This is a genomic window from Microbacterium sp. No. 7, assembly GCF_001314225.1.
Taxonomy (GTDB): domain Bacteria; phylum Actinomycetota; class Actinomycetes; order Actinomycetales; family Microbacteriaceae; genus Microbacterium.
Window position 1 is genome coordinate 14,234 of sequence record NZ_CP012698.1, and the last position, 24,417, is coordinate 38,650.

The following is a 24,417-nucleotide window of genomic DNA, read 5'->3' on the forward strand; positions in this document are numbered from 1 at the left end:
TCTTGCACATATGCAAGTGGGTTTTTCGGAGACGCCGGCGGTCAGGTGCCGGCCAGCTGCGGCAGCTGCTCTCGGATGGTGCGCACCGCGGTCAGCAGCGAGTCCGGTTCCCGCCGGAGGGCTTCGATCTCTCGCATCAGGTCCACGACTGGTTCGGGCGGCAGCAGGCTCCACCCTGGTCCGTCCTGCAGCTGAGCGGGGATGCGGTCGATCAGCCACACCGGCCCGTCGAAGGTGTAGCCGCGCTCGAGCGGCAGACGGCGCAGCACGGCGTAGACCTCGCCGGCGATTACGGAGATCCGCCACTCCGACTCCGGGGCGCCGGGCAGCTGCGTCTCAGTGAGACGGAACCCATCAGCGACATCCCACCCGCCGAGATCCCCGGTGACCCCGTTGGCGGCCTCCCGGGCGGGATTCTCCGCCAGGTAGACGAACGGGTTCTCGTAGACGACGACTCCCTCGGGGGCGTCCATGTAGCGAGGGCGGGTCACTCCCCCTCACCGTCCCGGTCGACGCGGATGGAGATGAGCTCGTGCCCTTCGGGCACCTGCGCGTGCAGCTGCTCGCGGGCCTGCTCGTAGCTGTCAGCCGCGACGGTGATCCTGTCCGTCGCGGTGCTTCGGATCGTGCCGGTGACGCGCATGAGCGAACCCTAGCGAGCGCCTCCGACAGTCCCGTCGACGGGGGCGATGAGCCCGGGATCTCGGGGATCGACGGTGCGGCTGTTGTTCACACGCCGGTCAACCTCGTGGGTGCGCATCGTCGCGGCGATCGTGCTCGAGCTCGCGTCGAGCTCGCCGAGCAGCTCAAGCCGGTTGCTCTTGGACGCGGCGCTGTCGCCGTCGACGGTGAGGGAGGCCGGGTTGAGCCAGTCGTCCCACAGATCGCGAGACAGGAACGCCGGCATCCGGTCGTGGACTTCGCCGGAGGCGTCTCGAGCCTCGCGGGTGACGACGACGAACACCCGCCGCCGCTCCCCGTCGATCTCGGTCGTCCAGGTCAGGCCGGCCGCGGCCAGCAGCGCGTCGTCTTCGGTGTGGATGAAGTGCGGCTGCTTGTTGCCCTTCACTCCGGTCCACTCGTAGTAGCCGATCATCGGGACGATGCAGCGGGCGTTGGAGAACGCGCCCACCCAGAACCCGGTGGGCAGCTTTTCGATGCGCGCGTTGATGATCGGGGCGCCAGTGGGCCGGTTCGGCGGTTTCGGCCAGTCCCAGCGGGCCAGGGTGATCTCACGCTCGATGGTGCCCTCGTCCTGCCATTCGCGCACGATCGGGGCACTGACGGTCGGGGCGATGGAGTACGCGGGGCGCCAGTCCTGCGGGCGGCCGCCTTGCGCGACGAACTCGGCCACCAGCTGGTCGGTCTTACTGGCAATCAGCATTATTCGTTCGTGTCGAGATCCCTCTCATGCCTTCTCAGCTCGGGATACGCTCCCCAGCCGGCTCCGGTGTTCGCTGAGTGGCGTATGGCTGTATTGACGGTGACTCCGGTGATGTCCGCGACGATGCTCGCCGGGAGCACCTGTACGAGGTGATCGAGTCTGGCGCGTTTGATGATCCGAGCGTGGAGTCCGTGCTTGTTCAGGTTGAATCGGACGCTGGCTTCGCTCAAGTGTTGCTCCGGCATCACGCCTTCGAAGAGCCAGCCGGGCGACGCTCCGACGTATGGTCGCTGGTCGCGTGTCATGTCGAGGTGCTCCGTGAGGAGGTCGGCGATCGGAGGCGGCAGAATGACTGGGGTCGTCCCGAACTGAACCTTGACGTGCCCTTCGGTGAATTGGACGTCTTCGCGTCTCAGCCGAACGGAGTCTCTGATCGGCTGGGCGAACACAAGAAGAAACAGCCCGATGATCCGGCTCGACATCGGGGTGGATTTGTCTTGGAGGAGGATGTCGACTTTCTCCCAGATGGCTTCTTCATCGAGGGTGGCTGGCGAGACGGTGGACGGGGACCGGGGCACGTCGATGCGTGTGGTGATTCGGTGTCGGGCTGCCCAGTTGAGGAATCTCCCGATGGTGACGTTGGGATCGTGGTGGGCGAGGTAGCGGTCGACCGTCACTTGCTCGAGCGTGGGGAGGTCGAGGTCGTGCTCGTCGAGCCAGGCGAGGAAGGCTGCGATCTTGTGGAGTTCGGAGCTGTGGACGTTGGCCATTCCGACGCTGATTGGCCGGTCAAGTGACCGCCTGCGCAGTTTCCGCAACGTCTCCCATTTGAAGAATCTGGTGACGATGATGGCCTGTTCGGCGGGCAGGGTGTCGATGAATGCCCGGCTCCGGATCTCGAGGTCGTTGAGTCGGACATCGATGGTGGGCAGGGTGCCGGCAGCGATCAGCATTCGCCGGAAGTACCGGACGCGCGTCGATTGCGGGAGCTCGTTGATTGCCTCGTGGCTGATGGGCTTCTCACCGTGAGCCATGGCTCGGAGGGTGCGGTCGATGGGTTCGCGGCGGAGCCACCGGACCGCCGAACGCGGGTCCCTGGCGCTGAGCAGGTGGTCGCGGAGCGGGGCAAGCGCCGGGTGCATACGGCCATTCGAATCTGCCAGGACGTCATCGAGACGATCCTCAAGACGGCAGCGTCCACAGTGCGAGCCGGTCAGGTGTTCCTCACTCCCGCACCTGGCACATCCGAACCGTGACGGTACACCCGTGCACGCAGCGCACACGATCTCGCCGTCGTGTGACCGGAATGCCAGGACCTTCATCTGGGCGCACGCCGGGCAGGGTGCAGCGTTTCGACGCAGACGGGAATAGCAGGCGTTGCAGATGCGCTGCTCGAGAATCTCGTACCTGGCCTCGACGTCGCGACCGCACGAGTCGCAACGTCGCTTCCATCCAGGGCTCGCGCTCTCGCTCACTCCGTGGGACGGTGCAGTTTCGCGGGGATCGGGCGGAGGGCACCGATAGAAGGTCCGTTGCTGCGGGCTTCGCCGACGGCGCGAGGTGCGCGCGCTGCAGCCACAGGGGCCACCTCGATGAGGTCGTTGGGTGTGCAGTCGAGGATGCGGCAAAGCGCGGCGAGTACCTCGATGTTGAGCCTTTCGGGCGTCTTCGTCACGAGGCGATAGATCTGCTCGCGGGACAGGTGCACACCCTGCTCCCGGAGCGGGTCGATGAGGTCGGTCGTATGGAACATCCCCGCGACGGCCATGACCTGCCGCAGCTGCCAGGTGATCGGGCTGTGGTCAGCGATTGTCGGCATCGTTTCCTCCATAGATTCGGGCGAGAGCTCGGGTCACCATGCGGGTCTTATAGTCGTCGCCGAGCGAGGTGTAGATCGCGGTGGTGGACGCATAGGCGTGGCCGACCTGATCCTGGACGAACTTCTCCGAGTAGCCCCACTCGATCAGGTTGGTGACGTAGGTATGGCGCAGCGCGTGCACGCTTGACTATGGCAGCGTAAGTCGGACCCACCAGGGCAATCTAAGCGGAGACCACTTGCTGCTTGACGGGGTGTCCACGGCAGCCTGAGCCGAGTCCACCTCCACCGTTGACGGAACTGTTGTTCCGGATGCTGATGGTGGAGGTTTGGGATGGGATCTCGGGTGGATGTGTTCGCGGCGATTCGGCGTGATGCGCGGGTGGAGGAGCTCTCGATCAGAGAGCTTGCGCGCCGTCATCACGTTGGGCGAGCGACGGTGCGGCAGGCGTTGGCTTCGCCGGAACCGCCGCCGAAGAAGACGCGGGTGAGGTCGGCGCCGAGGCTTGACCGGTTCAAGCCCGCGATCGACGCGATGCTGCGGGAGGATCTGACGGCACCAAGGAAGCAGCGCCACACCGCGACCCGGGTACTGGATCGTCTTATTGAGGAGCACGGAGCGACTGAATTGTCGTATTCGACTGTTCGTAACTACGTCCGCTTTCGCCGGCCCGAGATCGACGCGGTCGCGGGCCGGCGGGTGGAGGTCTTCATCCCTCAAGACCACCAGCCAGGTGCGGAGGCTGAGGTCGATTTCGGCGAGGTGTGGGTGGTGCTAGCTGGGGTGAAGACGAAGTGCCACATGTTCGTGTTCCGGCTCTCTCACTCGGGGAAGGCGATCCACCGGGTTTATTCGACTCAGTCGCAGGAAGCATTCCTCGAGGGCCACATTGATGCGTTCGAAGAGATTGGCGGCATCCCGACCCGGCATATCCGTTACGACAATCTGACATCGGCAGTCCAGGCGGTGCTCTATGGCAACGGGCGCGGCCGGATCGAGAACGAGCGGTGGGTGCTGTTCCGCTCCCACTACGGGTTCGATTCGTTCTACTGCCAACCCGGTATCACGGGCGCACATGAGAAGGGCGGCGTTGAGGGTGAGGTCGGGCGGTTCCGGCGAACACATTTGACACCCATGCCGGTTGTCGATTCCCTCGCAGAACTCAACGCGAGAATCCGCGCCTGGGACGCGGCGGATGACAGGCGGCGGATCGCGTCGCGGATTCGCACAGTCGGCCAGGACTTCGCCGTCGAACAGGCACTGCTGTCGCCGCTGCCGTATGAGCGATTCGATCCAGGCCTGACGCTGCATCCGCGGGTCGACAGGTCGAGTCTGATCACGGTTCGGATGGCGAAGTACTCCGTCCCCGCCCATCTGATCGGCCGGAACGTCCGCGTCTCATTACGCGCGTCCGTGGTCGTCGTTTTCGACGGGCACCAGGAAGTTGCCCGCCATGAGCGAGTTGTCGCGCGCGGCGGACAATCAGTCGTCCTCGACCATTACCTCGAGGTGTTGCGTCAGAAGCCCGGAGCGCTCCCGGGAGCCACCGCCTTAGCGAGGGCGCGGGAGGCCGGAGTGTTTACGGCTGCCCACGATGCGTTCTGGGCGGCCGCCCGCAAGACCGATGGTGATGCCGTCGGCACGCGAGCCCTCATTGATGTTCTGCTTCTGCACCGGAGCATGCCCGCAGAGGAAGTGATCGCCGGCATCCACGCAGCACTCCAAGTCGGGGCAGTCACCGCCGATGTCGTCGCTGTCGAAGCCCGCAGACAAACTTCGACGGGTGGGCCTGGCCTGCATGGTCATCTCCGTGAACTCGCGTCTGGCCGCGAGCAACGAGTTGTCAGTCTCACCCAACGCCGTCTCGCTGATCCGGCCGCGGTGATCGCAGGTCTCCCGGCCGACACGAGACCACTGCCGAGTGTCGCCGGCTACGACGAACTCTTGGAACGTCGGGCACGCCCGACGCTCACGGACGAAGCGATTGATCGGGAAGGAACCACGGGAACATGACCACGAAACCCACCACCGTCACGACGACGCTGCGCCGGAGACGCGGGCTCACCGAAGAAGCAGCGATCGCGGCTGTCGATCAGGCCTGCCGGCGTCTCCGGCTCCCGACTGTCCGCGCCGTCGTTGACGAGGCCCTGGTGACCGCGAACCGAGAGCAGCTGTCCTACCAAGGGTTCCTGGCAGAGCTACTGCTCGCGGAGTGCGATGATCGCGATCGGCGCTCCTCGATTCGGCGCGTGTCTGCGGCTGGCTTCCCGCGGAGCAAGTGGCTCGGTGACTTCGATTTCGACGCGAACCCGAACATCAACCCGGCCACGATCCACCAACTCGCTACCGGTGACTGGATCCGCAAAGGCGAACCGCTCTGCCTCATCGGCGACTCCGGTACCGGGAAATCGCATCTACTGATCGGTCTGGGAACCGCGGCTGCAGAGAAGGGCTATCGGGTCAAATACACGCTCGCGACGAAACTCGTCAACGAACTCGTCGAAGCCGCCGACGAGAAGCAGCTCGCCCGCACCATCGCTCGCTACGGCCGCGTCGACTTGCTCTGCATCGATGAACTCGGCTACATGGAACTCGACCGCCGCGGAGCCGAGCTCCTGTTCCAGGTCCTCACCGAACGCGAAGAGAAGAACTCCGTCGCGATAGCCTCCAACGAATCGTTCTCCGGATGGACGAGGACCTTCACCGACCCGAGGCTCTGCGCTGCGATCGTCGACCGACTCACGTTCGGTGGCAGCATCATCGAAACCGGCACCGACTCCTATCGCCTCGCCCACACCCGCCGACTCACTGACCAGGTCTGACCGAGGTCCTAGTAGATCGTCCCCATTGCTTCGCGCACCTGGGCCAGTGTTGACTCCGCCGAAGTGTTCGCAGCCTCATTGCCGTGGCGAAGAATCGCCCGCACGAGATCCTCGTCTTTGGCGAAGGCTTGCCGCCTCACGCGCAACGGTTCCAAGAAGTCGTTCACGGCTGTCGCCGTCATGGCTTTCAGGGCGCTGCTGCCGCCATCACCGATCTCGTCGGCTAACTCGGCTGGCTCGACACCGCGGCACAGCGCGGCCGTCGACAACAGCGCCGAAACACCAGGCCTGTCCTCGGGATCGAAACTGATCCGCCGGTCCTGATCGGTCCGAGTCTGACGAATCACCGCAACTGTCTCGTCCGGTGTCATAGATAACGCGATCGCGTTCCCGTAGCTCTTCGACATCTTCCGACCGTCCAAGCCCGGAACCTCCGGCGTCGACGTGATCAACGCATCCGGAACCGGGAAGACATCCCCATAGCGCTCGTTGAACCGTCGAGCGATCACGCGAGTCATCTCCACATGCGGGAGGTTGTCCTTGCCGACGGGCACGAGATTGCCTTTGCAGAACAGAATGTCGGCCGCCTGGTGCACCGGATAGGTCAAGAGCAACCCGCTCAACGCGCGCCCGGACGCCGCGAGTTCCGCTTTGACGGTCGGATTACGATGCAGTTCCGCCTCGGTGACCAAGCTCAGGAACGGCAGCATCAACTGATTCAGCGCCGGCACCGACGAGTGGGTGAAAATGGTCGTCCGTTCCGGGTCGATGCCCGCGGCGAGATAGTCGAGCACAGCGCTATAGACGTTCTCGCGAACGTGAGCCATCGTGTCTCGGTCGGTGATGACCTGATAGTCCGCGAGCACGAGGAACATCTCGACGCCAGCCTGCTGGAGACGCACCCGTTCCCTGATGGTGCCAAAGTAGTGGCCCAGATGCAGCGGCCCAGTCGGCCGCTCACCCGTGAGGACTCGAAAGTGCTCGGGGTGCTCGGCCACGAGGACCGCGACCTCTGCCGAGCGTTGCGCGGTTGCGATGAAGGACTCCATTTGTGTCTCCCGATGATTGGGAGCTACACGGAGTACTCGGGCCGTTCCACGAGCTGCCGTGCAGCCCGTGAACATACTTCAACCGGCTGCTATCGCAGCCACCACCAAGCGGAACGGTTGAAGTTCATGAACGAGATACTACCGGGGCCCGGAACCAAGACCAGAAACCACAGGGTGGGTCCCGTTTAGATTGCCGCCCTGGGCCCAGCTGAGGTTGACATTCTCAGGCGCGCCTCGACATAGCCGCACTCGAGGAGACGCTCGAGTTCGCGGCGGATGTGACTCACGGCAGGCGACCAGTAGAAGCTTCTGAGGCTCCAGTCGGCGCGCACCTTGATCTCGGCGGGCGAGAGCTCTTCTTGGTGGGAGGACAGCAGACCGAGCACGGCGTAGGCGGTCGCGGGTAAGAACTCGGCGCGCTCGTGATCGTCCTCAGCCATGCGGTTCATGATACGGGCGGGTGGACCGGGCACCCGCGAAAGTGCCCGGTCCGAAAGATCACGCCGCCAACTGCGAAGCGGTCAAGGTGAAGCCGCGGAAGCCGTCGGCTGCCACGGCGCCCAGTACGTCCTCGAAGCTTCCGACGCCTCCCGCGTACGGCATGAAGACAACCTTCTTCCCCGGGACGTTGCTGCCCGTGTACCAGGAGTTCGCGTTCGCCGCGTAGCGGTAGAGGCTCTGCTGCGCCACGTCGGCAACGTGATCCATCCATTCCTCCTCAGCGCCGGCATCCGTCTCGATGATGGTGGCGCCGCTCTGCTCCGCGCGCTCGATCAGGTTCGTGACGAAGTCGATGCTCTGCTCGGTGGTCGTGATCACGTTGGCCAAGACCGACGGGCCTCCGGGAGCGGTGATCAGGAACAGATTCGGGAAGTCGCTCATCTGCATTCCGAGATAGGTTTTGGGTCCATCCGCCCAGTGCTCCTGGATGGAGCGGCCGGCGCGACTGCGGACATCGACCCCGGTGAAGCTTCCGGTCAATCCGTCGTAGCCCGTCGCGAAGATGATGTCGTCGACCTCGAACTCGTCGTTCGCGGTCTTGATGCTGTGCGCGGTGATCTCCACGATCGGGTCTTCCACGACACTGTGCAGCCGCACGTTGTCGCGGTTGAACGTCTCGTAGTAGTTCGTTCCCAGGATGATGCGGTTGATGCCGATCGGGTACCCGTGAGGTACCAGCGCCTCCGCCGCAGCAGGGTCATCCACGATCTGGCGGATCTTCTTCCTGCAGAACTCCGCGACGAGCTCGTTCACCGCCTCGTCCTTGAGACCGAGATGGTCGGCAAGGCTCGTGACATACCCGCCGATGGTGCCCTCGTTCCACATCGCCTCCAATTGGGCTTCGCGTTCTGCATCGGGGATGTCGGGCAGGTAGTCCTCCGGCGCAGGGAAGGGTGTGCCGTAGTCACCGCGCCGCGCCGCCGCGTACAGGAACGGGTACGCCGCCTTGATGGGCGCCGCCTCTTCCTCGCTGACGGCGACGTTGACCGCCGGAAGGACGAACTTCGGCATCCGCTGCAGCACCGTGACGTTCGCGGCCTCGGCCGCGACAACCGGAAGGATTTGCACACCCGTCGAGCCCGTCCCGATCAGGGCGACCCGTCGGCCGTCGAAGCTGACTTCCTCATGCGGCCAACGACCGCTGTGAAACCATCGCCCCTCGAACTCGGCGAGGCCGGGAATCTGTGGAACCCGCGACTCGCTGAGTGCCCCGGTCGCGAGAATCAGGTACCGCGAGCTGATCCGCTCACCCGCATCCGTCACCGACGTCCATCGTTCCGCGTCGTCGTCCCACGTCGCCCCCGTGAGCACGGTGTTGAAGGTGATGTCCTTGATCATGTCTTCTCGCTGCGCGATCGCCTCCATGTACGCACGGATCGCGGCGTGCGTGCCGAACCGTTCTGGCCAGCTCCACTCCTGGTTGATCTTGGGAGTCCATGAGGCCGTGTAGAACAAGCTCGGGATGTCGCATCGCGCACCGGGATACCGGTTCCAATACCAGGTTCCGCCCACGCCGCTGCCCTTCTCCACGATGCGGGCGCGCAGGCCGATCTTGCGGAGCTTGTGCAGTTGATAGAGCCCGGCGAAACCGGCACCGACGATGACGGCATCGAGCACTTCGTTGTGCCTTGTGCTGCTGTTCATTGTGATCTTCCTTCAGCTGTAGACGACGGTGTCGGCGGAGATATCGGCAAGGGATTCGGCGATGTAGGCGATGCCATCGGCGCTGGCGGGCAGCACGTTGACCATGTGGAAGAAGCCGTGCATCTGGCCCTCGAACACGCGTCGGCGCACGGGAACGCCGGCCGCCTCAAGTGCATCTGCGTAGGCCTCACCTTCGCTGCGCAGCACGTCATCTGAGGCCTGCAGCACGATGGCCGGTGGGAGATCCGCGAAGCTCGCGGAACGGAGCGGGCTGAGGTCTGCGTCGTTGCGCATGTCCTCGGGGGCGTAGTGGCCCCAGAACCAGATCATGCTGTCGCGCGAGAGCGCGAGCTGATTGGCCGGATCCAGGTAGGACGGCGTATCGAAGTCGGCATCCGTCACGGGGTACACCAAGACCTGCGCAGCGATGGCGGGGCCGGACTCGTCGCGCGCGCGGTGGGTGATGACGGCGGCCAGATTGGCCCCGGCGCTGTCGCCGGCGACGACCAGCGGAACAGTCCTTCCCGCGATGGACTCGATGTTCTCGGACGTCCAGGTGAGTGCTCGCCAGGCGTCTTCAACCGGGACCGGGTAGGCGTACTCAGGTGCCTTACGGTAGTCGGCGAGCACGACCGCGTAGCCCGATGCGGCCGCGAGGTGACGAGCGGCTGCGTCGTACAGGTCGATGCTGCCGACCACCCAACCCCCACCGTGCAGGTAGAGGATCACCCCGCGAGGCTCCTCTTGCGGCACGAGCGTCCGCACCCGGAAGGAACCGCTGCGAGACGTGCTGAGTCGCATGTTCTCTACCCTGAGCATGTCCGGCCCCGGGCCGAACATGGACGCCATGAGGGGTTCCCCTGCTCGGGCCTCGAATGGGGTCATCTCCTGGAGGGGCTTGCCTCCCATCTGAGCCATCTGAGTGAGGAGTTGCGTTGTCGCTTGATCGAGTGCCATGGAGGGCAACCTTTCGTGGGTCGTCGAAGAAGGACCGCGACGATCATGGATGCGGCGCGGCCAGTGGACGGCAGAGCCATCGGCTCGCCGCTACTCGCCGCGGACTATTAGTCCTTTAATTTTTGGCATTCCGCCGGCGTAATCGCGCTGCACTGCGCTTTATGACGCCGGAATTGGTCCGCCCAACCAGACTCTACGCAGACTAATAGTCTCAGTCAATAGGCGGGGTTTGCCTATCTGCCGACCGCTTTGCGTGTCTCTGCGGAAAGCGGTGGCACGGCCAAGGCAGCCGGCCCCACGGTGAAGTAGGCGCGAGCACCTTTGTCGAAGTCGGATTCGACGTTCAGGTAGCCGTTCATGCCCACAGGCAGCCCGAACTCCTTGCCGGCGGCCAGGATCGCGTCCATGCCGGCTTGCGTGCGAGGGGCGTCGCCGCCGTAGACAGGTTCGCCGTAAGAGAGCGCAAGGTCTCCTCCCCCCGCCCAGAGCACCGCCTTCACGCCGGCGTCTGTGAGTGCTTTCGCGATTTCGCGCACGTTCGCGACTCCCCGGTAGCTTTCGATGATGAAGATGAGAAGGAGGTTGCCGTCCGGATCCAGGCCCCAGATATCGCTCTGGGCTTCATACTCGAACATTTTCAGCCCCCAGTACCGGGCGGGCACGGCGGGACTGTACCCGCGCAGGCCCTCCGGCTCGTAGTCCGCGGCGCCCGGGCGCTGGGCGTACCGGGCGGCAGCGACCGCGTGCAGCGCCTCCTGCGCAGTCTCGATGTGGGGGAACATGAGGCCCGCCACACCGGTGTCGAGAACCTGCTTGATGACCCACTGGTTGAGTTCCCGCCCGGCGGCGGGCAGCCGCGGGATGACCGGCTTGATCGCACGACGCCCGCGCTTCTCGATTGTCGCGGGATCGAGGAGGTCCTGCAGGAACTGGCGCAGCTGGTCGAGATTGTAGGGCTGGTGCTCGAGGTCGTAGAGGATGAAGTCGTAATCCGGGTTCGCCTGGATCGCGACGGCGGCTTGATAGTCAGTTCCCACCCCGTAGTAGTTGGCCCACAGGCAGAAGATGGGTTTGTCTGCCTCGAGCAGATCGATGAGGGGGTTGACCCGAGTGGTCGATGCCATGACCAAGTACTCCTTTGTCCAGTTCCTTTTCAGGATCTCAGGACGGTGTCTCGGCCGAATCGGCGGTACGACGTATCGCGGGCGCGACAAGTGTCGCGATTCTGATCAGCGTTCCTGCGGGATCTCCAGGAAGCGCTGGGCGACCGCCCATTCAGACTCGTACTCGGCCGGCATCTCGACGCTCAGGGTTGCGCCGTCGCTCTCCAAGTGAATCGTCACTGTGCCGCCGCGCTGCTCGACCAATCGGCGGATGAGGCTCAGGCCCACTCCCGTGGATTGCGGCGACTCTCGCGGACCGTCGCCCTGATCGGCGATGGCCAGATGCAGCCATCCGGTATCGCGCTCCAGCCGCACCCGTACGGTGATCGCCGACGGTGAGCCGTGTTTCAGCGCATTCCGCAGGCCCTCGGCGACGATGTGCAGGATGTCGTCGCCGAATCCTGAGCTGAGGATGTCCCACTCGACGTCCAGCTCGACGTCTACTGACGCAGATGAGCGTGCCCGCGCGTCTTCAATGAGCTCGTCCAGCCGCGAGCCGATCCCGACTTCGGCTTCGCTGGCGGGCGGGTCTTCGATCACTGCTCGCACGTCCGTCAGCAGCCGTTCCGACATTGCGTCCAGGTTCACCAGCTGATCGCGAATCGTCGAATCGGCGAGGGCGTTGACTCGAGCGACCTCGAGCGAGAGCACGAACGCGTCCTGGGCGACCGTGGCATGAAGGTACTCGTGTATCCGGGACCGTTCCGCGTTCGCGCCCTGCGCAAGTCCGCGACGTATCGCTTCCGAATACCTGATGGCCAGCATCATCCGCTCGGCGAGCACGCAGCTGTCCATGAGTCTGGATGCCGCCAGCTCGGCGTCGCCGTGATCGAGGGCAGAGAGCACTCCGACCGCTCGTCGATCGATCCGGAGGGGGATGGCGACGAAGGTGCCATCTAGTTCATTGCTGAACATGCTGCTCACGGGCGCGAACCGATGATCGCGACGCGCCACCTCGAACCATCTCGCGTCGACGATGACGCGGTCTTCGTGGAACGCCTGCCAGATCGCCATCGGCGCACCGTTTCGACGAGTGCGCTCCATGGCAGCTAGCGCCTCATGGGATGCCGAGACTCCACTGGCGAATGTGGGACTGCCATCTCGATCGATCAGTACGAGCGTCGGCGCCGTCAAGCCCGTCATGCGGGCGAAGTCAGAGCACATCAGCCGGACTGCTTCGTCAAGACCGGCCGTCTGCGTGACTGCAATGAAATTTGCTGAGTCCACCCGATCCAAGTCATCGGAGGTGAGCGCCGATGTCACGCCGACGAACTCCGAGAGAACGAACCCGCCGTCGCTGGGGCGCATTTCGACCGCGACCCGAGAATCGACGTCGAGGATCCAGCCCGCGCGTCCCGCTTGCGGCACCTTCACCGCAGGCTCGCCTCCTCGCACCAGGTCGAAGATGCGCACCTCGCCGTCGACGAATCGACCCGCGGGATCCAGACGCGCGTGCGCGCCGTGCCCACTGTCGGGAAGATTGCGTCGACGGTCTTCCATCCGGCTATTGTGCAGGAGAACGTGCGACTGTGTGTCGCTCCACGATCGAGGTTCCCATGTCGGAAATTCGCGTCTATCTGGTGGACGACCATGAGATCGTTCGGCGTGGGTTAAGCGCTTTCCTCGGTACCGCGACGGATGTCGTCGTCGTCGGCGAGACGGGTGATGCACGCGAGGCGCTTCGCGACCTTCACTCGCTTGGCGCGGACGAAGGCGTGGACGTGCTCCTGACCGACCTCATGATGCCGACCCTGAGCGGGTTCGATCTCATTCAGCAGCTCACGTCGTTGCCCCACCCGCCCCGCGTCATCGTCCTGAGCGCGTACGGCGACACTGATCGCGTACGCCGTGCCCTCGAGCTCGACGCTGCAGGCTATGTCATGAAGTCCGCCCGCCCGGACAGCATCCTTGAAGCGATCCGGGCGGCCGCGCAGGGTCGCCAATATGTTGATCCTGAACTGGCCATTCAGCTGGCACAGACTGCCGTCGACCCCGAAGTCCAGGCTCTGACTCCCCGGGAACGAGAGGTCGTGGCTTTGGTCGCGCGGGGCAGGTCGAACCTCGACATCGCCCGCGAACTCTTCATCAGCGAACGCACGGCACGGACGCACGTCAGTCACATCCTGGGCAAGCTGGGGTTCGAGTCGAGAGTCCAATTGGCGCTCTGGGCGCTCGATGGTGCTCCCGGCCGGGATGCGACATGAGCCGCGTCTCTCGATTCAGAACATCGCAAGCGGATTCGTCGCACTGGAGGTCGAGCCCTTCAGGCGCCAAGGGAGCATCGCGAAGAAGAAGTCCCATCGTCCCTTCGCGGCACAGGTCCGGGCGAGTTCGCTGAGCTCCATGTTGTCGATGAGCCAAAGCCCCAGGGCGACAAGCCCGACCGCATGAATCGGTCGCATCAGAGACAGGTCTGAGAAGCCCGAGGGCTGGACATCCTGGATCCCATCGCTGCCGAGCGTCGCGACCTCTCGCTCCTTCACCCACGGCAAGCACGCCGCATGGAGACCGGCCTGCATGGTGAGCGGCCCATGCTTCACCACTCCGTGAGCCAGCGTTCTGGCGACGTGACCGGTGTGGACGATGAGGACATCGCCAGACCCGACCTGAACACCTTGCCGCCGCTCAGCCTCCTCGAGCTCGTCCGGCGTGATCGCGTGGCCCGGCTCCAACCATTCGCCGTCATACAGATCGACGATGTTGAGCAACACCCCTCGGCTCACGATCCCGTCTGCCGCGTCACGCACGGAGAGCGCTTTCGCTCCGCCGATCGAGGTCACTGTGTCGGCGACGACGTTGCCGTTGTAATTCATCCCGTCCCAGCTATAGTGCGCGAGCCCGTCGAGATGCGTGTTAGACCCGTGCGCGGCGATGCCGATGTACTCGGTGATGCCATCGAACCGCGCCGCTCCCTTTCCGACATGGTGCTCGAGCTCGCCGATGCCCATGAAGCGCTGGACGACCGCGAGGCCGGTGTGAAGGGGATCGGCGTCTTCGGGGTCGATGTCCCGCGAGAGGGAGACCACTTCGCCGTCGCGCACGAGCCCCGCCGCCTCGATCCGCTTCGCCGGAGTGATGAGGTTCAGAGTTCCGAGTCGGTCATCCTCACCCCATCGACCCCAGTTCGAGAGGGATTCCTGGTAACCCATCACATCGTCGGCACTGGGAAGCGATCGCGTGGTGGTTTGCGTGACGTCGGACATGTGTCTCTCCTTCGAGGTCGGACGAAAGTGGCGGCGCTCGCCGCACTCCCCACCCAACCGCCAAGGAGCAGCGTCAGTGATCGGTCAAGAGTCTCCTTCGCCCGGGACAAATGACTCGTCACGGCAGTCGAGCGAGACATTCGTCGCGTCCTGATCGCGACGCCTGACCGTCGAGGACTTCGCTCGTCCACGAGAGCATGACGGCAAGGCGCACCGCTCGAGCGCCTTCAACACACCGCCGGAAGGGCAAGGAGGCCCCCGAATGACCGCTGTTGCACCACCTACCGACGCCGAGGCTCGCGCAAACGCCGATGCTCTCCGCATCGGTGCGCGGATCGATCGCCTGCCGCATCTCACCAAGTCCCACCGCGGTATCGCTGTGATCATCGCGGCGCTGTTCGCCTTCGACATCATGGATCTCGCAGCTTTTTCGCTCGTCGTCCCCAGCATTCGTGAGGAGTGGGGCCTCACCCTCGAGACGGTCGGCGTCCTCACCTCGATGGTCTATGTGGGAATGTTGATCGGCGGCATCGTCGGCGGCCGCCTCGCTGACCGGTTCGGGCGAAAGCCGATCGCCCTGATCGCTGTGGCCACGTTCTCACTCGGGTCGCTCGGCTCGGCGGTCTCTCCCACCTTCGAGGTGCTCGCCGCGACTCGAATCATGACAGGCGCCGGAATCGCGGCCACGAGCGTCATCCTCTTCGTTCTGGTGAACGAGCTCTTCCCGAAGGCTTTCCGCGGACGCATGATGGCGACCGTCCTCACTGTCGGCACCCTCGGGGCCCCGATCATCGTGGCAGTATCCATCGTGTTCGTCCCGCTGGGCATGTGGCAGCTGGTGCTGGTGGCTGGGAGCCTTGGCCTCATTGTCGCCGTCTTTGCGATCAAGGCGCTGCCTGAGTCCCCACGCTGGCTCGCTTCGCGGGGTCGCGTGGACGAAGCCGAGCGGCTCGTGGCGAAGTTCGAACAGCAGACTCTCGAAGCACACCCCGACGCGACGCTGCCAGAGCCTGTCGTCGAGGAGGTCAAGTACCCGATCAAGTCATCCCTCTGGTCGATCTTCACGCCGCGATTCCTGCCTCGAACACTCATCGCGACCGGCCTCTTCTTCCTGATGCTGTCGATCCAGGCCGGCATCGGTCAATGGCTACCGACGATCCTCATCGAGCGCGGCTATCCGCCGGCCAGTGCACTAGGCATCGTCTTCCTCCTCACTTTCGCCGGCATTCTGGGCGGCGTGATCGGTCTCTTCGTCATCGATCGGTTCGAGCGCAAGTGGCTCCTCGTGGTGTGCGCAGTAATCCTCGCGTTGTCCTTCGCGGCCATGGGCTTCGTCAACTCGGTCGGGGTGATCATCGCCGCAGGACTCGTCAACGGCCTCACGATGGCGGTGATCGCCAGCACCGTCTCCACCTATGCGACGGAGATCTTCCCCACCGAGATCCGCGCTGTGGGCACGGGGTTCTCGAATGGGTTCGCCCGACTCGGCGGCATCATCAATTCGCTCGTGATCGGCGTGATCTTCGCTGCTTTCCAGGTCGAAGGCGTGTTCACGTGGCTCATCGGACTCGTCGTCCTGTTCGGTGTTGTCGCAAGTCTCGGGCCCCGCGTCGGCGTCGCCGCGACACGGAGAGCGCGGCTCGCTGCGTTGAAGCGCGAACGGACATAGCTCAGGGCAGGCGGCCGAGCCGCGGCTGATCAGAGATCGAGCGGCGTTGCGAATCGTTCTGTGGCAGCGACGAGGACAGGCCCGAGATCGTCGGGCCTGTCCCTGTCGACACGCCAGCAGAGATACGTGATGGCGGGCTCCGAGTCCCACGACAGCGGCCGCACGATGACTCTCTCACCAGCCAGGTACTTGTGCCACGGGGCAGAGGGGTTCGCGAGTGTGAGGCAACACGAACCGCCTTGGCTGATGATCGCGGACAGCCCACCGATGATGTCGGAGCTGACCGGCACGACTTCGCTGACAGACGTCACGATCGGCTCGAGGGCGGGCGCAGTGGGATCGGCGCCAGGTTGGATCAGCAGACGGAGGCCTGCAAGGTCGACGGGGCGGACTTGTGTCAGGGCAGCGAAACGGGGTTCGTCGGGAAGCGCGATCCCGGGCGCCTCGCGGAGGACGGGCACGTACGCCAGTCGTGCATCGTGCAGTCTGCGGTTGACGAGCCCGAGTGACAGCTTTCCGCTGACGATCTGCTCCAGCTGAGCGAGCGAGTCGAGGGGCTGCAACCTGATGTCGCTTTCCGGTTCGACCGAGCGGATGACGGTTGTCAACGCAGTGGTCAGTTCGGGGGGCACGGATCTCATCCCGACGTGCAGTTCCACGTGGCCGCGGACTCTGCGGCGCATGTCTCGATCCAGCTCATCCATGTCGTGGAGGATCCGCGCGGCGTGGGGAACGAGCGCGTGTCCGAGCGGAGTCACCTCGACTTTTCGCGTTCCGCGCACGAAGAGCGCGCCGCCGATCTCGATCTCCAGCTGCTGGATGCTCCGGCTCAGCGGGGGCGCCGACATCCGGAGGTTCTCGGCGGCCCGAGAGAAGTTCAAAGTCTCGGCAACGGCGATGAAGTGTCGAAGGTGTCGGATCTCCACCCGCTCATCATTCCGTGATTGTTGCTCCGTGAGCAATAGAGGGTAACCAAAACGGACGTGGATTATTGCTTTGGACGCGCTTAGATTCGACACACGCACCAAGGAAGGGCTCTCAATGTCGAGCACGCTGAAAGAACTCATCGCCGAACACCACCCCTTGATCGCTCCGTCGATCTACGACGGGATCTCCGCCGGCGTGCTTCGCGACGTCGGCTTCTCGGCGGCATACGTCGGCAGCTACGCGACGGGCGCGACGAAGTACGCGGTGCCCGACATCGGGCACATCGGGCTCGAGGACATGGCCGACCAGGTCCGCCGGCTCGCGCCGGTCGCCGGCGTCCCGCTCATCGTCGACGCCGAGGGCGGATGGGGCAATCCACTGCACGTGGCGAGGGCCGTGCGCACCCTCGAACGGGCGGGGGCTGCTGCTGTGCATATCGAAGATCACGAGTTCGGGAAGCACATCACGATGAAGCCACGCATCATCTCCGTGGCCGCCGCCGTCGACAAGATCAAGGCCGCCGTGGACTCCCGGTCCTCGGAGGACTTCCTGATCATCGGCCGTACCGACTCACCCGGAACGGAAGGTCCCGAGGCAGCCGTCGATCGCCTGCTCGCCTATCAGGATGCCGGCGCGGACGGCCTCTTCTATGCCGGCATCCCCGATCTTGCGGCGCAGACGCGGCTCAAGGCCGAAAGCGTCGTTCCGATTTTCGGGGTGGACTTTCCCGGCCAGTCGGCGGCTGATCTCACCCAGCTCGGCATCGACGTGGTCCTGTACTACGGACTGTCCCACCAGGCTGCCAAGGCAGCGATCCTTCGCGCATTCACGATCCTGGCAGCGGAGGGTTCGGCGGTCAGCCTCGAGCAGGAGCTCGGCGGCATCCCCGGGATCATCGGGTTCGACGAGTTCCTCGGCGTGGGAGAGGCCCGCGAGAAGGCCCAGCAGTATGGCCTGCTCGGCGACTGACGAACCAAGAAGTCACGAAGAAGCAATCAAGGAAGCGACACCAGAATCATGAGCGACACCACTTACTTTGCAGGGGCACGCGTCATCACCGGCGACGGCAGCGACCCGATCGATCACGCAGGCATTCTCGTCCGCGACGGCAAGATCGTCGCGGTCGGCCCCGCCGCCGACCTGACGCCTCCAGACGGAGCACGACGAGTCGACCTCACGGGAAAGACCGTCATGCCGACGATCGTCAACCCGCACGGCCATGCCGGTTACCTCAAGGGCGGCAGAACCGAGGCGGCGAACTTCTCGCGCGAGAATGTTCTCGATCATCTGCGCCGTTTCGTCTACTACGGTGTCAGCGTCATCCAGTCGCTCGGCACAGACCGGGACGACGTCGAGATCGCGATCCGCGACGAACAGCGCGCCGGCACACTCGGCGACCCCGAACTGGCGCTCCTGCTGTCGGCATCCAACGGGATCGCGGCGCCGACACCCGGCGGCGGCAATGGGGGGGCTTTCTTCGCCCCCGACGCGATCCGCGAGGCCTCGACCCCCGAGGAAGCCCGCCAGGTCGTGCGCGAGATCGTCGCCAAGAATCCCGACGTCATCAAGTTCTGGGTCGATGACCGCAACGGAACCAAGGCCAAGTTCGGCCCCGACGTGTATGGCGCGATCATCGACGAGGCACACAAGGCCGGAAAGATGGCCATCGCCCACATCTACGAACTCGAAGATGCGAAGGGGGTCGTCCGCGCCGGAGCGGATGGCACCGCCCACATGGTGCGCGAGCCTGGAGCCGACGAAGAACTGCTCACACTCCTGCGGGACAACGACGTCTTCGTGTTCACTTCCCTGAGCATCCAGAAGGCCGTTGTGGATGCCGGCGATTGGCTGGATGACCCCGCTCTCGCCGAGACCGTCGACGCAGCATCCCGGGACACGTTCCGGGCAATGTTCTCCCAGATCCCGGCAGAGGTTCTCACCCAGCAGACCGAAGGCTACCGGGTCCTCGAGTCCAGCCTCACGATGTACGTCGACGCGGGGGTGCGTGTGCTGCTCTCCGGTGACACCGGCGTGATGGCCCAGTTCCCCGGGTACACCGAACATCGCGAACTCGCTGCCATGGTCGGGGCGGGAATGGCGCCCCTCGCCGCCATCAAGGCGGCCACGCTGCTGCCCGCCCAGATGCTCGGACTTGCCGACCGCGGGTCACTCGACGCAGGCAAGCGCGCGGACTTCATCGTGCTCGACGCCAACCCCCTCCTAGACATCACGAACACCACCAAGATCTCGGACGTCTACATCGCGGGCGCCGCCATCGACCGTGCCACGCTGCGGGCCGGCTTCGCCCACTGATGCCCCCCGCCGACATCCGCTATCAACACGCCACGCAGGAGAGAAACATGACCAACTCAGTACTCGCCGTCATCGGCACCGGCGGCATGGGGGCGGCGATCGCCCGTCGCCTCGGCACAGGGCGCACGCTCGTCCTCGCCGACTTCGATCAGGTCAGATTGGATGCTCTCACCGAAGAGTTCATCGGACAGGGATACGCCGCGTCCTCGCTGCATGTGAACGTCAGCGACCGAGCGTCGGTGGCGGCGCTCGCGGCCTACTCGGCATCCCTCGGACCCGTCACCGGAGTCGTGCACACCGCCGGCGTCTCCCCCCAGCAGGCACCGGTCGCCGCGATCCTCGCCGTCGACCTGCTCGGTACCGCGCTGGTGCTCGAAGAATTCGGATCCGTCGTCGCCGAGGGCGGAGCGGGGGTCGTGATCTCCAGCATGGGCGGACACTTCGTGAGCCTTCCAGCGGAACTCGAACAGCAGCTCGCGCAGACTCCCACCGACGAGCTGCTGGACCTGCCGCTCCTCTCCCCGCAGGCGCTGCCCAACAGCGGTGCCGCCTACAGCATCGCCAAACGCGCCAACCAGCTGCGCGTGCGAGCCGTCGCGCCGAACTGGGGAGACCGCGGGGCGCGCATCAACTCCATCAGCCCCGGCATCATCTCCACACCCATGGGACAGCTCGAACTCGCCGGAGAGGGCGGTGGCGGCATGCGCGCCATGCTCGAAGCCTCCAGCGCCCAGCGACTGGGAACCCCGGAAGACATCGCGCACGCGACCGAGTTCCTCCTCGACCCACGCTCCAGCTTCATCACCGGAACAGACCTCCTGGTCGACGGCGGAGTCGTCGCGGCCCTCCGAGGCGGCCGCCTCACCCTCCCCGGAGCCTGAGCGAGGCGTACCCCTCGAGCGGCTCCAGCAACGCCCCACCCACACAGAAAAGGAAAGATAATGACGTCTTCCACACCGTCCGCTTCCCCCGTGAAGCTCCTGCCCTACGGGGTGATCGTCGCGATATTCCTGGTGATCGAGATCACGGGCGTCTTCGAGCAGACCATGATGTACGTCGCCGTGCCGACTCTCATGGGCGCCTTCGGCATTGATGCAGCGGCTGTTTCCTGGACCATCACCGTGTTCCTGCTCGTAGGGGCCGGCACGGCCGCGATCGCGGGGCGACTCGGCGACCTCTATGGGCGCAAGAAAGTGCTCGTCGTCCTGATGATCATCTCGGCCATCGGATCGTTCATCAGCGTGATCGCGGGTAACTTCGAGGGGATCCTGATCGGTCGGGCGCTGCAGGGAGCCAGCACCGCGCTCTTCCCGCTCCTCGTCGGCATCGCACGCGAAGTGGTGCCCGCACCCCGTGTGCCGGTGCTCATCGCGCTGACCACCGGGTCAGCACTCATCGGTGGCTCGATTGCCGCGCTGACCGCGGGGATCCTTCTCGACACAGCCGGATGGCACAGCATCTTCGTCGCATCGGGCATCCTGTCGGTGGTCGCGCTGCTCTGCTCGCTCGCGCTGCCGCGGTCGGTGGTCGCGCCCGGCCGCAAGCCGCGCCTGGACATCCTGGGCGGCATCCTCCTGGCCCCGGCAGTCGCAGCAATCCTGTTCGGGGTCAACAGCTCGCGCAGTCAGGGCGCCTCGCCCCTCGTCATCGCCCTCATTCTGGGCGGTGTTGCGATCTTCATCGGGTGGCTCGTGCTCGAGCTGCGGATCAAGAACCCGATGTTCAACCTCCGCCTCTTCAAGCAGCGCTCGCTCACGCTCGCCCTCATCGCGACAGCGCTCGTGGGCCTCGGAATCTTCGCCGCCGCCGGACTCATGAACGCCATTCTGTTCCAGAGCCCGACCGAACTTCCGATCGGCCTCGGTCTCACCCCGACCCAGGCGGGCCTCTACGGGCTGATCTCCGGCGCCATGGGGTTTGCCCTTTCGCCGGTGGGCGGCAAGGTCGCCGCCAAGTTCGGCGCCAAAGTCACTCTCGGGGCTGGCATTGCCATCGCGATCATCGGATACCTAGGCTTCGGCATCAGCGTGCACAACCTGCCGCTCGCCATCATCGCCACGATCGTGACAGGCCTCGGTACCGCTCTCATCCTCGTCGGGGTCCCGAACCTGATCGTCGAGGTGGTTCCGCCGCAGAGCACCGGCGAGGCAGTGGGAATGATCTACTCCGTCGGTCGCACGCTGTTCGCCGCCGTGGGTACAGCCGTCGTGGGAATCCTCCTGGCCTCGGATGTCGTTCCCGAGACGACCGCACCGACGCTCACCGCATGGTGGAGCACGATCGCATTCGTCGTCATCACCGGCATCCTGGCCCTCGTCGCGACACTGCTCGTGAAGACGGGCATTCCCATGGCCGAGCGTGGCTCGGTGGTCGAGGCGGTCGCCGAGGTGCAGGCCGAGGAAGTGGCCGATGCAGCGGAAGCAGCGGAAGTGAAGGTCATTCGCTAAGGACGAACCAGGGGATGCCGCGCCCTGTGGGCGGCATCCCCTGGTCGTTCGCGAATCACAGACTCTCGGTGCTCGTCAGCACTCGACGACGTTCACGGCCAATCGCCCTCGCTGGTCTCCTTGTATCGATGCGACATGTCATGCACGATAGGCGCTACGGCTGCCGCGAAGCGACCGGAGATCGCCGCGCCCCGCACATTGCAGGCTAGGCGTCCGCAGGGTGAGGTCGAACACGCATCCCCCATCGAACGCTGTCGGCGGATTGCCGATTGTGTCAGTCGTCCGTCGGGAACGCGCGTTCAAGTAGGTCGGCGGTGGCGGGGTTGACCATGTCGTTGCGGCGGATGTAGTGCTGAATCGTGATCTTGGGGTCCGTGTGGCCAAGCAGTTCTGCGGCCAGTTCGATGCCGGCGTGCTCGTTGATAGCGGTGGCGACGCTCCGACGGAACATGTGCGGCGTAACCCCGGTGATGCCAGCGAGGTCCATCACATGGCGAAGCTGGCGGCGTACGTTGTTGGTCATTAGCGGTGTGCCCTGGCGGCTGCAGAACAGCAGCGCATCCAGGGAGGGATCGTGCATCTGAACCAGCCGGCGGCGCACGGCCGCTGCGGTGAAGGACGGGATCGCGACGGTGCGTCGCGACTTCGCCGTCTTCGGATGATCCTGTCGGGAGGTCGGAGCGCCGCGAGGAGAGACGATCGTTCCCGCAATGCGGATCGATGGTTGCGCACTGGTGACATCGACGTCGCGCCGGCGGAGAGCGAGGACCTCCCCGATCCGTGCGGACGTGCCGAGCATGACCTCGACGATCGCGCCGAGCTGCCCGTCCGGCTTCGGCCCCGAGGACGGGCCGTCGGCCTCCCATACTGCGATCGCCGCGCGGATCGCGTTGACCTCCACCGGGGTCAGTGCGCTCGGCATGCTCGGCGGTTTGTGCAGCCGGGAGACATGGTCCATCGGGTTGCGGGGAAGTACCTCGTGCCGCACGGCGAGACCGAACGCGAGGCGCAGCACGACGCGGGCCTGCTTAGCGCGGTTGTAGCTCTGCTTCGCGAGCTGCTTCAGGAACTGGTCGCACCGGGCGACCCCGATCTCCCGCAGCGTCAGGTTCGCGAACGCGGGGAGCACGAGCGTCTCCATGTTCCGCTGATAGAGCTGCAAAGTACGTGTCGAGATCCGGCCCTCCAACTCCAGATCCTCCAGCCAATACCCGACCAGGTCGAGGAATCGGCTATCCGGGCTGAGCGCCGAAGTTGAGGGCTGGAAGAGACCACGGTCAGCGAGCTTCGCCTTCAACGCCCGCTCCGCGGCCTTCGAGGTGTCGCCGGTCATTTGCACAAGCCGGGTCCGGCCGTCCCAGTCCCGGTAACGAACACGTGCGACCACCCGACCGCCGGCGGTGTGGAGGAAGCCGATGTCGCCGAACGTGCCGATCGACAGGCGCGGAGCGCTCACCGAGTCACCCCTGTCGCGCCGAAGCAACCGGGTCGTGTTGCTGCTCGATCCAGTCCCGGACGTCGGAGACAGCGAACTTCAGATGCTTCCCGAACCGATACGCTCGCGGACCGAACCCACGCGTCCGCCAGTCGTAGAGCGTCGAGACCGGCACGTGCAGATACGCGGCCAGCTCTTTCACGTCCAGAAGCGGCTCCAACCCCCACGGGTTGCCGGCGGCCGTGCGTTCGATATCCATACCAAACAGGTGCGGCCCACTCCCCCATGGAACGAATCCGGAGCAACCGCAGCGGTGGGACGCGTATCGGAGAACGTTCGCGCAGACGTGGCGCGGGCAGCTCATTGCGATGACTTCGCGATGACACGATCAAATCTCACCAACTAAAAAGTCCCGGGAACCCTTGAGTTCCCGGGACTTTTCGGTCGACATTGTCTACCTCTGTTCCAATAATTCAGCGACCCCTGTTACGGCCACTCAGCTTCGCGAGATTTCCGCCGCAATCGGCGATTTCCCGCGAGAGTTCAAACCACGGACGCAGCGGCGTTGGAACCGGCTGAGCGACGAGGATCGCGCGACGGTCGCCGCTCGATATGGAGCGGGCGAGACATCGACTGCGCTCGCTGCCGAGTACGGCGTTGCCAAGTCCACCATCCTCGGCATCCTGCGGGAGAAGCGCACTGTGGTGAGGCGACAGCCACTCGCGGCAGAGCAGGTGATTGAGGCGGTGCGACTGTACGCATCCGGCTTATCGCTCTCGCAGGTTGCCGACCAGCTGGACGTGAACCAGGAGACGATGCGCATGGCGGTCCTCAAGGCTGGGGTCGTCCTTCGCCCGCCGACCGGGGCTTGAGCGAGCACGCTACGCAGTGCGCGGAGCCCCTCCTCTACGGTACGGAAGTTCGCGCACCCGCCCGCCGTCGCGCTCCTCAGAGTCGACGTACGCGAATCGCCTTCCTTGTTCCTGCGACCGCCATGCGCCCGCGGGAGACCTCGACCTTCGGCCGGTAGGCGTAGTGATATTCATAGTGGTACTTGACTATGGCAGCGTAAGTCGGACCCACCAG

At 64.9% G+C, this 24,417-nt stretch carries 24 protein-coding genes and 1 pseudogene; 9 read left to right on the plus strand and 16 right to left on the minus strand.

Annotation, left to right across the window (positions count from 1 at the left end):
• Positions 1-41: 41 nt before the first annotated feature.
• From AOA12_RS21265 to AOA12_RS21285, 6 genes and pseudogenes are all read right to left on the minus strand, one after another.
• Positions 42-491 (minus strand): hypothetical protein, encoded by a 450-nt coding sequence (locus AOA12_RS21265; protein ID WP_156366696.1) that lies wholly within the window; start codon positions 489-491, stop codon positions 42-44.
• A complete protein-coding gene (locus tag AOA12_RS23755; RefSeq protein WP_197281235.1) occupies positions 488-643 on the minus strand; it encodes a hypothetical protein in 156 nt (51 codons plus the stop codon). Before AOA12_RS23755 ends, AOA12_RS21265 begins: the two co-directional genes overlap by 4 nt.
• 9 nt (positions 644-652) lie before the next feature.
• Complete coding sequence (locus AOA12_RS21270; RefSeq protein WP_054687329.1) at positions 653-1,384, minus strand: SOS response-associated peptidase; 732 nt, start codon at positions 1,382-1,384, stop codon at positions 653-655.
• Positions 1,384-2,526: a hypothetical protein gene (locus AOA12_RS21275; protein ID WP_054687330.1), complete on the minus strand. Its 1,143-nt coding sequence runs from the start codon at positions 2,524-2,526 to the stop codon at positions 1,384-1,386. The genes AOA12_RS21270 and AOA12_RS21275 overlap by 1 nt, the downstream gene beginning before the upstream one ends.
• Before the next feature lie 329 nt (positions 2,527-2,855).
• Positions 2,856-3,215: a helix-turn-helix domain-containing protein gene (locus AOA12_RS21280; protein WP_231637272.1), complete on the minus strand. Its 360-nt coding sequence runs from the start codon at positions 3,213-3,215 to the stop codon at positions 2,856-2,858.
• Positions 3,187-3,384: pseudogene (locus AOA12_RS21285) on the minus strand (tyrosine-type recombinase/integrase); the annotation flags it as partial. The pseudogene AOA12_RS21285 and the gene AOA12_RS21280, both read right to left, overlap by 29 nt.
• Before the next feature lie 150 nt (positions 3,385-3,534).
• Here AOA12_RS21285 and istA point away from each other — a divergent pair.
• A complete protein-coding gene (gene istA / locus AOA12_RS21290) occupies positions 3,535-5,214 on the plus strand; it encodes an IS21 family transposase (RefSeq protein ID WP_054679554.1) in 1,680 nt (559 codons plus the stop codon).
• The gene (istB, locus tag AOA12_RS21295) at positions 5,211-6,023 is read left to right on the plus strand and encodes an IS21-like element helper ATPase IstB (RefSeq protein WP_054679557.1); all 813 of its coding nucleotides are present in this window, start codon (positions 5,211-5,213) and stop codon (positions 6,021-6,023) included. Before istA ends, istB begins: the two co-directional genes overlap by 4 nt.
• Before the next feature lie 8 nt (positions 6,024-6,031).
• Here istB and trpS read toward each other — a convergent pair whose 3' ends face one another.
• From trpS to AOA12_RS21325, 6 genes are all read right to left on the minus strand, one after another.
• On the minus strand, positions 6,032-7,072 hold the full coding sequence (trpS, locus tag AOA12_RS21300; RefSeq protein WP_054679560.1) for a tryptophan--tRNA ligase: 1,041 nt from the start codon (positions 7,070-7,072) through the stop codon (positions 6,032-6,034).
• Positions 7,073-7,257: 185 nt separating this feature from the next.
• On the minus strand, positions 7,258-7,512 hold the full coding sequence (locus AOA12_RS21305; RefSeq protein WP_054687334.1) for a hypothetical protein: 255 nt from the start codon (positions 7,510-7,512) through the stop codon (positions 7,258-7,260).
• A gap of 58 nt (positions 7,513-7,570) precedes the next feature.
• Positions 7,571-9,217, minus strand: a complete 1,647-nt coding sequence (locus AOA12_RS21310) for a flavin-containing monooxygenase (protein ID WP_054687336.1) — start codon at positions 9,215-9,217, stop codon at positions 7,571-7,573.
• A 12-nt stretch (positions 9,218-9,229) separates the two neighbouring features.
• Positions 9,230-10,174 (minus strand): alpha/beta hydrolase, encoded by a 945-nt coding sequence (locus tag AOA12_RS21315; RefSeq protein WP_054687338.1) that lies wholly within the window; start codon positions 10,172-10,174, stop codon positions 9,230-9,232.
• Between the two features lie 233 nt (positions 10,175-10,407).
• Positions 10,408-11,298: an aldolase/citrate lyase family protein gene (locus AOA12_RS21320; protein ID WP_054687340.1), complete on the minus strand. Its 891-nt coding sequence runs from the start codon at positions 11,296-11,298 to the stop codon at positions 10,408-10,410.
• Between the two features lie 105 nt (positions 11,299-11,403).
• Positions 11,404-12,837 (minus strand): sensor histidine kinase, encoded by a 1,434-nt coding sequence (locus AOA12_RS21325; RefSeq protein WP_082406559.1) that lies wholly within the window; start codon positions 12,835-12,837, stop codon positions 11,404-11,406.
• A 56-nt stretch (positions 12,838-12,893) separates the two neighbouring features.
• Here AOA12_RS21325 and AOA12_RS21330 point away from each other — a divergent pair, with 56 nt between their 5' ends.
• Positions 12,894-13,541 (plus strand): response regulator, encoded by a 648-nt coding sequence (locus AOA12_RS21330; protein ID WP_054687344.1) that lies wholly within the window; start codon positions 12,894-12,896, stop codon positions 13,539-13,541.
• 15 nt (positions 13,542-13,556) lie between these two features.
• Here the strand turns inward: AOA12_RS21330 and AOA12_RS21335 are convergent, their stop codons facing one another.
• The gene (locus AOA12_RS21335) at positions 13,557-14,540 is read right to left on the minus strand and encodes a cyclase family protein (protein WP_054687346.1); all 984 of its coding nucleotides are present in this window, start codon (positions 14,538-14,540) and stop codon (positions 13,557-13,559) included.
• 262 nt (positions 14,541-14,802) lie between these two features.
• Here AOA12_RS21335 and AOA12_RS21340 point away from each other — a divergent pair, with 262 nt between their 5' ends.
• Positions 14,803-16,209, plus strand: coding sequence for an MFS transporter (locus AOA12_RS21340; protein WP_054687348.1), 1,407 nt, complete (start codon positions 14,803-14,805; stop codon positions 16,207-16,209).
• Positions 16,210-16,238: 29 nt separating this feature from the next.
• Here the strand turns inward: AOA12_RS21340 and AOA12_RS21345 are convergent, their stop codons facing one another.
• Positions 16,239-17,135: a LysR family transcriptional regulator gene (locus AOA12_RS21345; RefSeq protein ID WP_054687350.1), complete on the minus strand. Its 897-nt coding sequence runs from the start codon at positions 17,133-17,135 to the stop codon at positions 16,239-16,241.
• Positions 17,136-17,250: 115 nt separating this feature from the next.
• On the opposite strand from AOA12_RS21345, the gene AOA12_RS21350 reads away from it, so the two are divergent.
• The 4 genes from AOA12_RS21350 to AOA12_RS21365 all read left to right on the plus strand — a co-directional run bounded on the left by AOA12_RS21350 (position 17,251) and on the right by AOA12_RS21365 (position 21,896).
• Positions 17,251-18,105, plus strand: coding sequence for an isocitrate lyase/PEP mutase family protein (locus AOA12_RS21350; RefSeq protein ID WP_054687352.1), 855 nt, complete (start codon positions 17,251-17,253; stop codon positions 18,103-18,105).
• A 48-nt stretch (positions 18,106-18,153) separates the two neighbouring features.
• The gene (locus AOA12_RS21355; RefSeq protein ID WP_054687354.1) at positions 18,154-19,449 is read left to right on the plus strand and encodes an amidohydrolase family protein; all 1,296 of its coding nucleotides are present in this window, start codon (positions 18,154-18,156) and stop codon (positions 19,447-19,449) included.
• A gap of 47 nt (positions 19,450-19,496) precedes the next feature.
• Complete coding sequence (locus AOA12_RS21360; protein ID WP_054687355.1) at positions 19,497-20,330, plus strand: SDR family oxidoreductase; 834 nt, start codon at positions 19,497-19,499, stop codon at positions 20,328-20,330.
• Between the two features lie 90 nt (positions 20,331-20,420).
• Complete coding sequence (locus AOA12_RS21365; RefSeq protein ID WP_054687357.1) at positions 20,421-21,896, plus strand: MFS transporter; 1,476 nt, start codon at positions 20,421-20,423, stop codon at positions 21,894-21,896.
• Between the two features lie 274 nt (positions 21,897-22,170).
• Here the strand turns inward: AOA12_RS21365 and AOA12_RS21370 are convergent, their stop codons facing one another.
• Positions 22,171-23,352 carry a tyrosine-type recombinase/integrase gene (locus AOA12_RS21370; protein WP_054687358.1) on the minus strand — a complete coding sequence of 394 codons (1,182 nt, stop codon included), beginning with the start codon at positions 23,350-23,352 and terminating at the stop codon, positions 22,171-22,173.
• Between the two features lie 4 nt (positions 23,353-23,356).
• A complete protein-coding gene (locus AOA12_RS21375) occupies positions 23,357-23,590 on the minus strand; it encodes a helix-turn-helix domain-containing protein (protein ID WP_054687360.1) in 234 nt (77 codons plus the stop codon).
• A 163-nt stretch (positions 23,591-23,753) separates the two neighbouring features.
• Between AOA12_RS21375 and AOA12_RS21380 the strand changes: the two genes are divergently transcribed.
• Positions 23,754-24,203, plus strand: a complete 450-nt coding sequence (locus AOA12_RS21380) for a hypothetical protein (protein WP_054687362.1) — start codon at positions 23,754-23,756, stop codon at positions 24,201-24,203.
• Positions 24,204-24,417: the final 214 nt, after the last annotated feature.

Bases quoted from the DNA above. Each gene is read 5' to 3' on its own strand.
- AOA12_RS23755 (WP_197281235.1), bottom strand. From the start codon at position 643: ATGCGCGTCACCGGCACGATCCGAAGCACCGCGACGGACAGGATCACC.
- AOA12_RS21270 (WP_054687329.1), bottom strand. From the start codon at position 1,384: ATGCTGATTGCCAGTAAGACCGACCAGCTGGTGGCCGAGTTCGTCGCG.
- AOA12_RS21275 (WP_054687330.1), bottom strand. From the start codon at position 2,526: ATGCACCCGGCGCTTGCCCCGCTCCGCGACCACCTGCTCAGCGCCAGG.
- AOA12_RS21280 (WP_231637272.1), bottom strand. From the start codon at position 3,215: ATGGAGGAAACGATGCCGACAATCGCTGACCACAGCCCGATCACCTGG.
- istA (WP_054679554.1), top strand. From the start codon at position 3,535: ATGGGATCTCGGGTGGATGTGTTCGCGGCGATTCGGCGTGATGCGCGG.
- istB (WP_054679557.1), top strand. From the start codon at position 5,211: ATGACCACGAAACCCACCACCGTCACGACGACGCTGCGCCGGAGACGC.
- trpS (WP_054679560.1), bottom strand. From the start codon at position 7,072: ATGGAGTCCTTCATCGCAACCGCGCAACGCTCGGCAGAGGTCGCGGTC.
- AOA12_RS21305 (WP_054687334.1), bottom strand. From the start codon at position 7,512: ATGGCTGAGGACGATCACGAGCGCGCCGAGTTCTTACCCGCGACCGCC.
- AOA12_RS21310 (WP_054687336.1), bottom strand. From the start codon at position 9,217: ATGAACAGCAGCACAAGGCACAACGAAGTGCTCGATGCCGTCATCGTC.
- AOA12_RS21315 (WP_054687338.1), bottom strand. From the start codon at position 10,174: ATGGCACTCGATCAAGCGACAACGCAACTCCTCACTCAGATGGCTCAG.
- AOA12_RS21320 (WP_054687340.1), bottom strand. From the start codon at position 11,298: ATGGCATCGACCACTCGGGTCAACCCCCTCATCGATCTGCTCGAGGCA.
- AOA12_RS21325 (WP_082406559.1), bottom strand. From the start codon at position 12,837: ATGGAAGACCGTCGACGCAATCTTCCCGACAGTGGGCACGGCGCGCAC.
- AOA12_RS21330 (WP_054687344.1), top strand. From the start codon at position 12,894: ATGTCGGAAATTCGCGTCTATCTGGTGGACGACCATGAGATCGTTCGG.
- AOA12_RS21335 (WP_054687346.1), bottom strand. From the start codon at position 14,540: ATGTCCGACGTCACGCAAACCACCACGCGATCGCTTCCCAGTGCCGAC.
- AOA12_RS21340 (WP_054687348.1), top strand. From the start codon at position 14,803: ATGACCGCTGTTGCACCACCTACCGACGCCGAGGCTCGCGCAAACGCC.
- AOA12_RS21350 (WP_054687352.1), top strand. From the start codon at position 17,251: ATGTCGAGCACGCTGAAAGAACTCATCGCCGAACACCACCCCTTGATC.
- AOA12_RS21355 (WP_054687354.1), top strand. From the start codon at position 18,154: ATGAGCGACACCACTTACTTTGCAGGGGCACGCGTCATCACCGGCGAC.
- AOA12_RS21360 (WP_054687355.1), top strand. From the start codon at position 19,497: ATGACCAACTCAGTACTCGCCGTCATCGGCACCGGCGGCATGGGGGCG.
- AOA12_RS21375 (WP_054687360.1), bottom strand. From the start codon at position 23,590: ATGGATATCGAACGCACGGCCGCCGGCAACCCGTGGGGGTTGGAGCCG.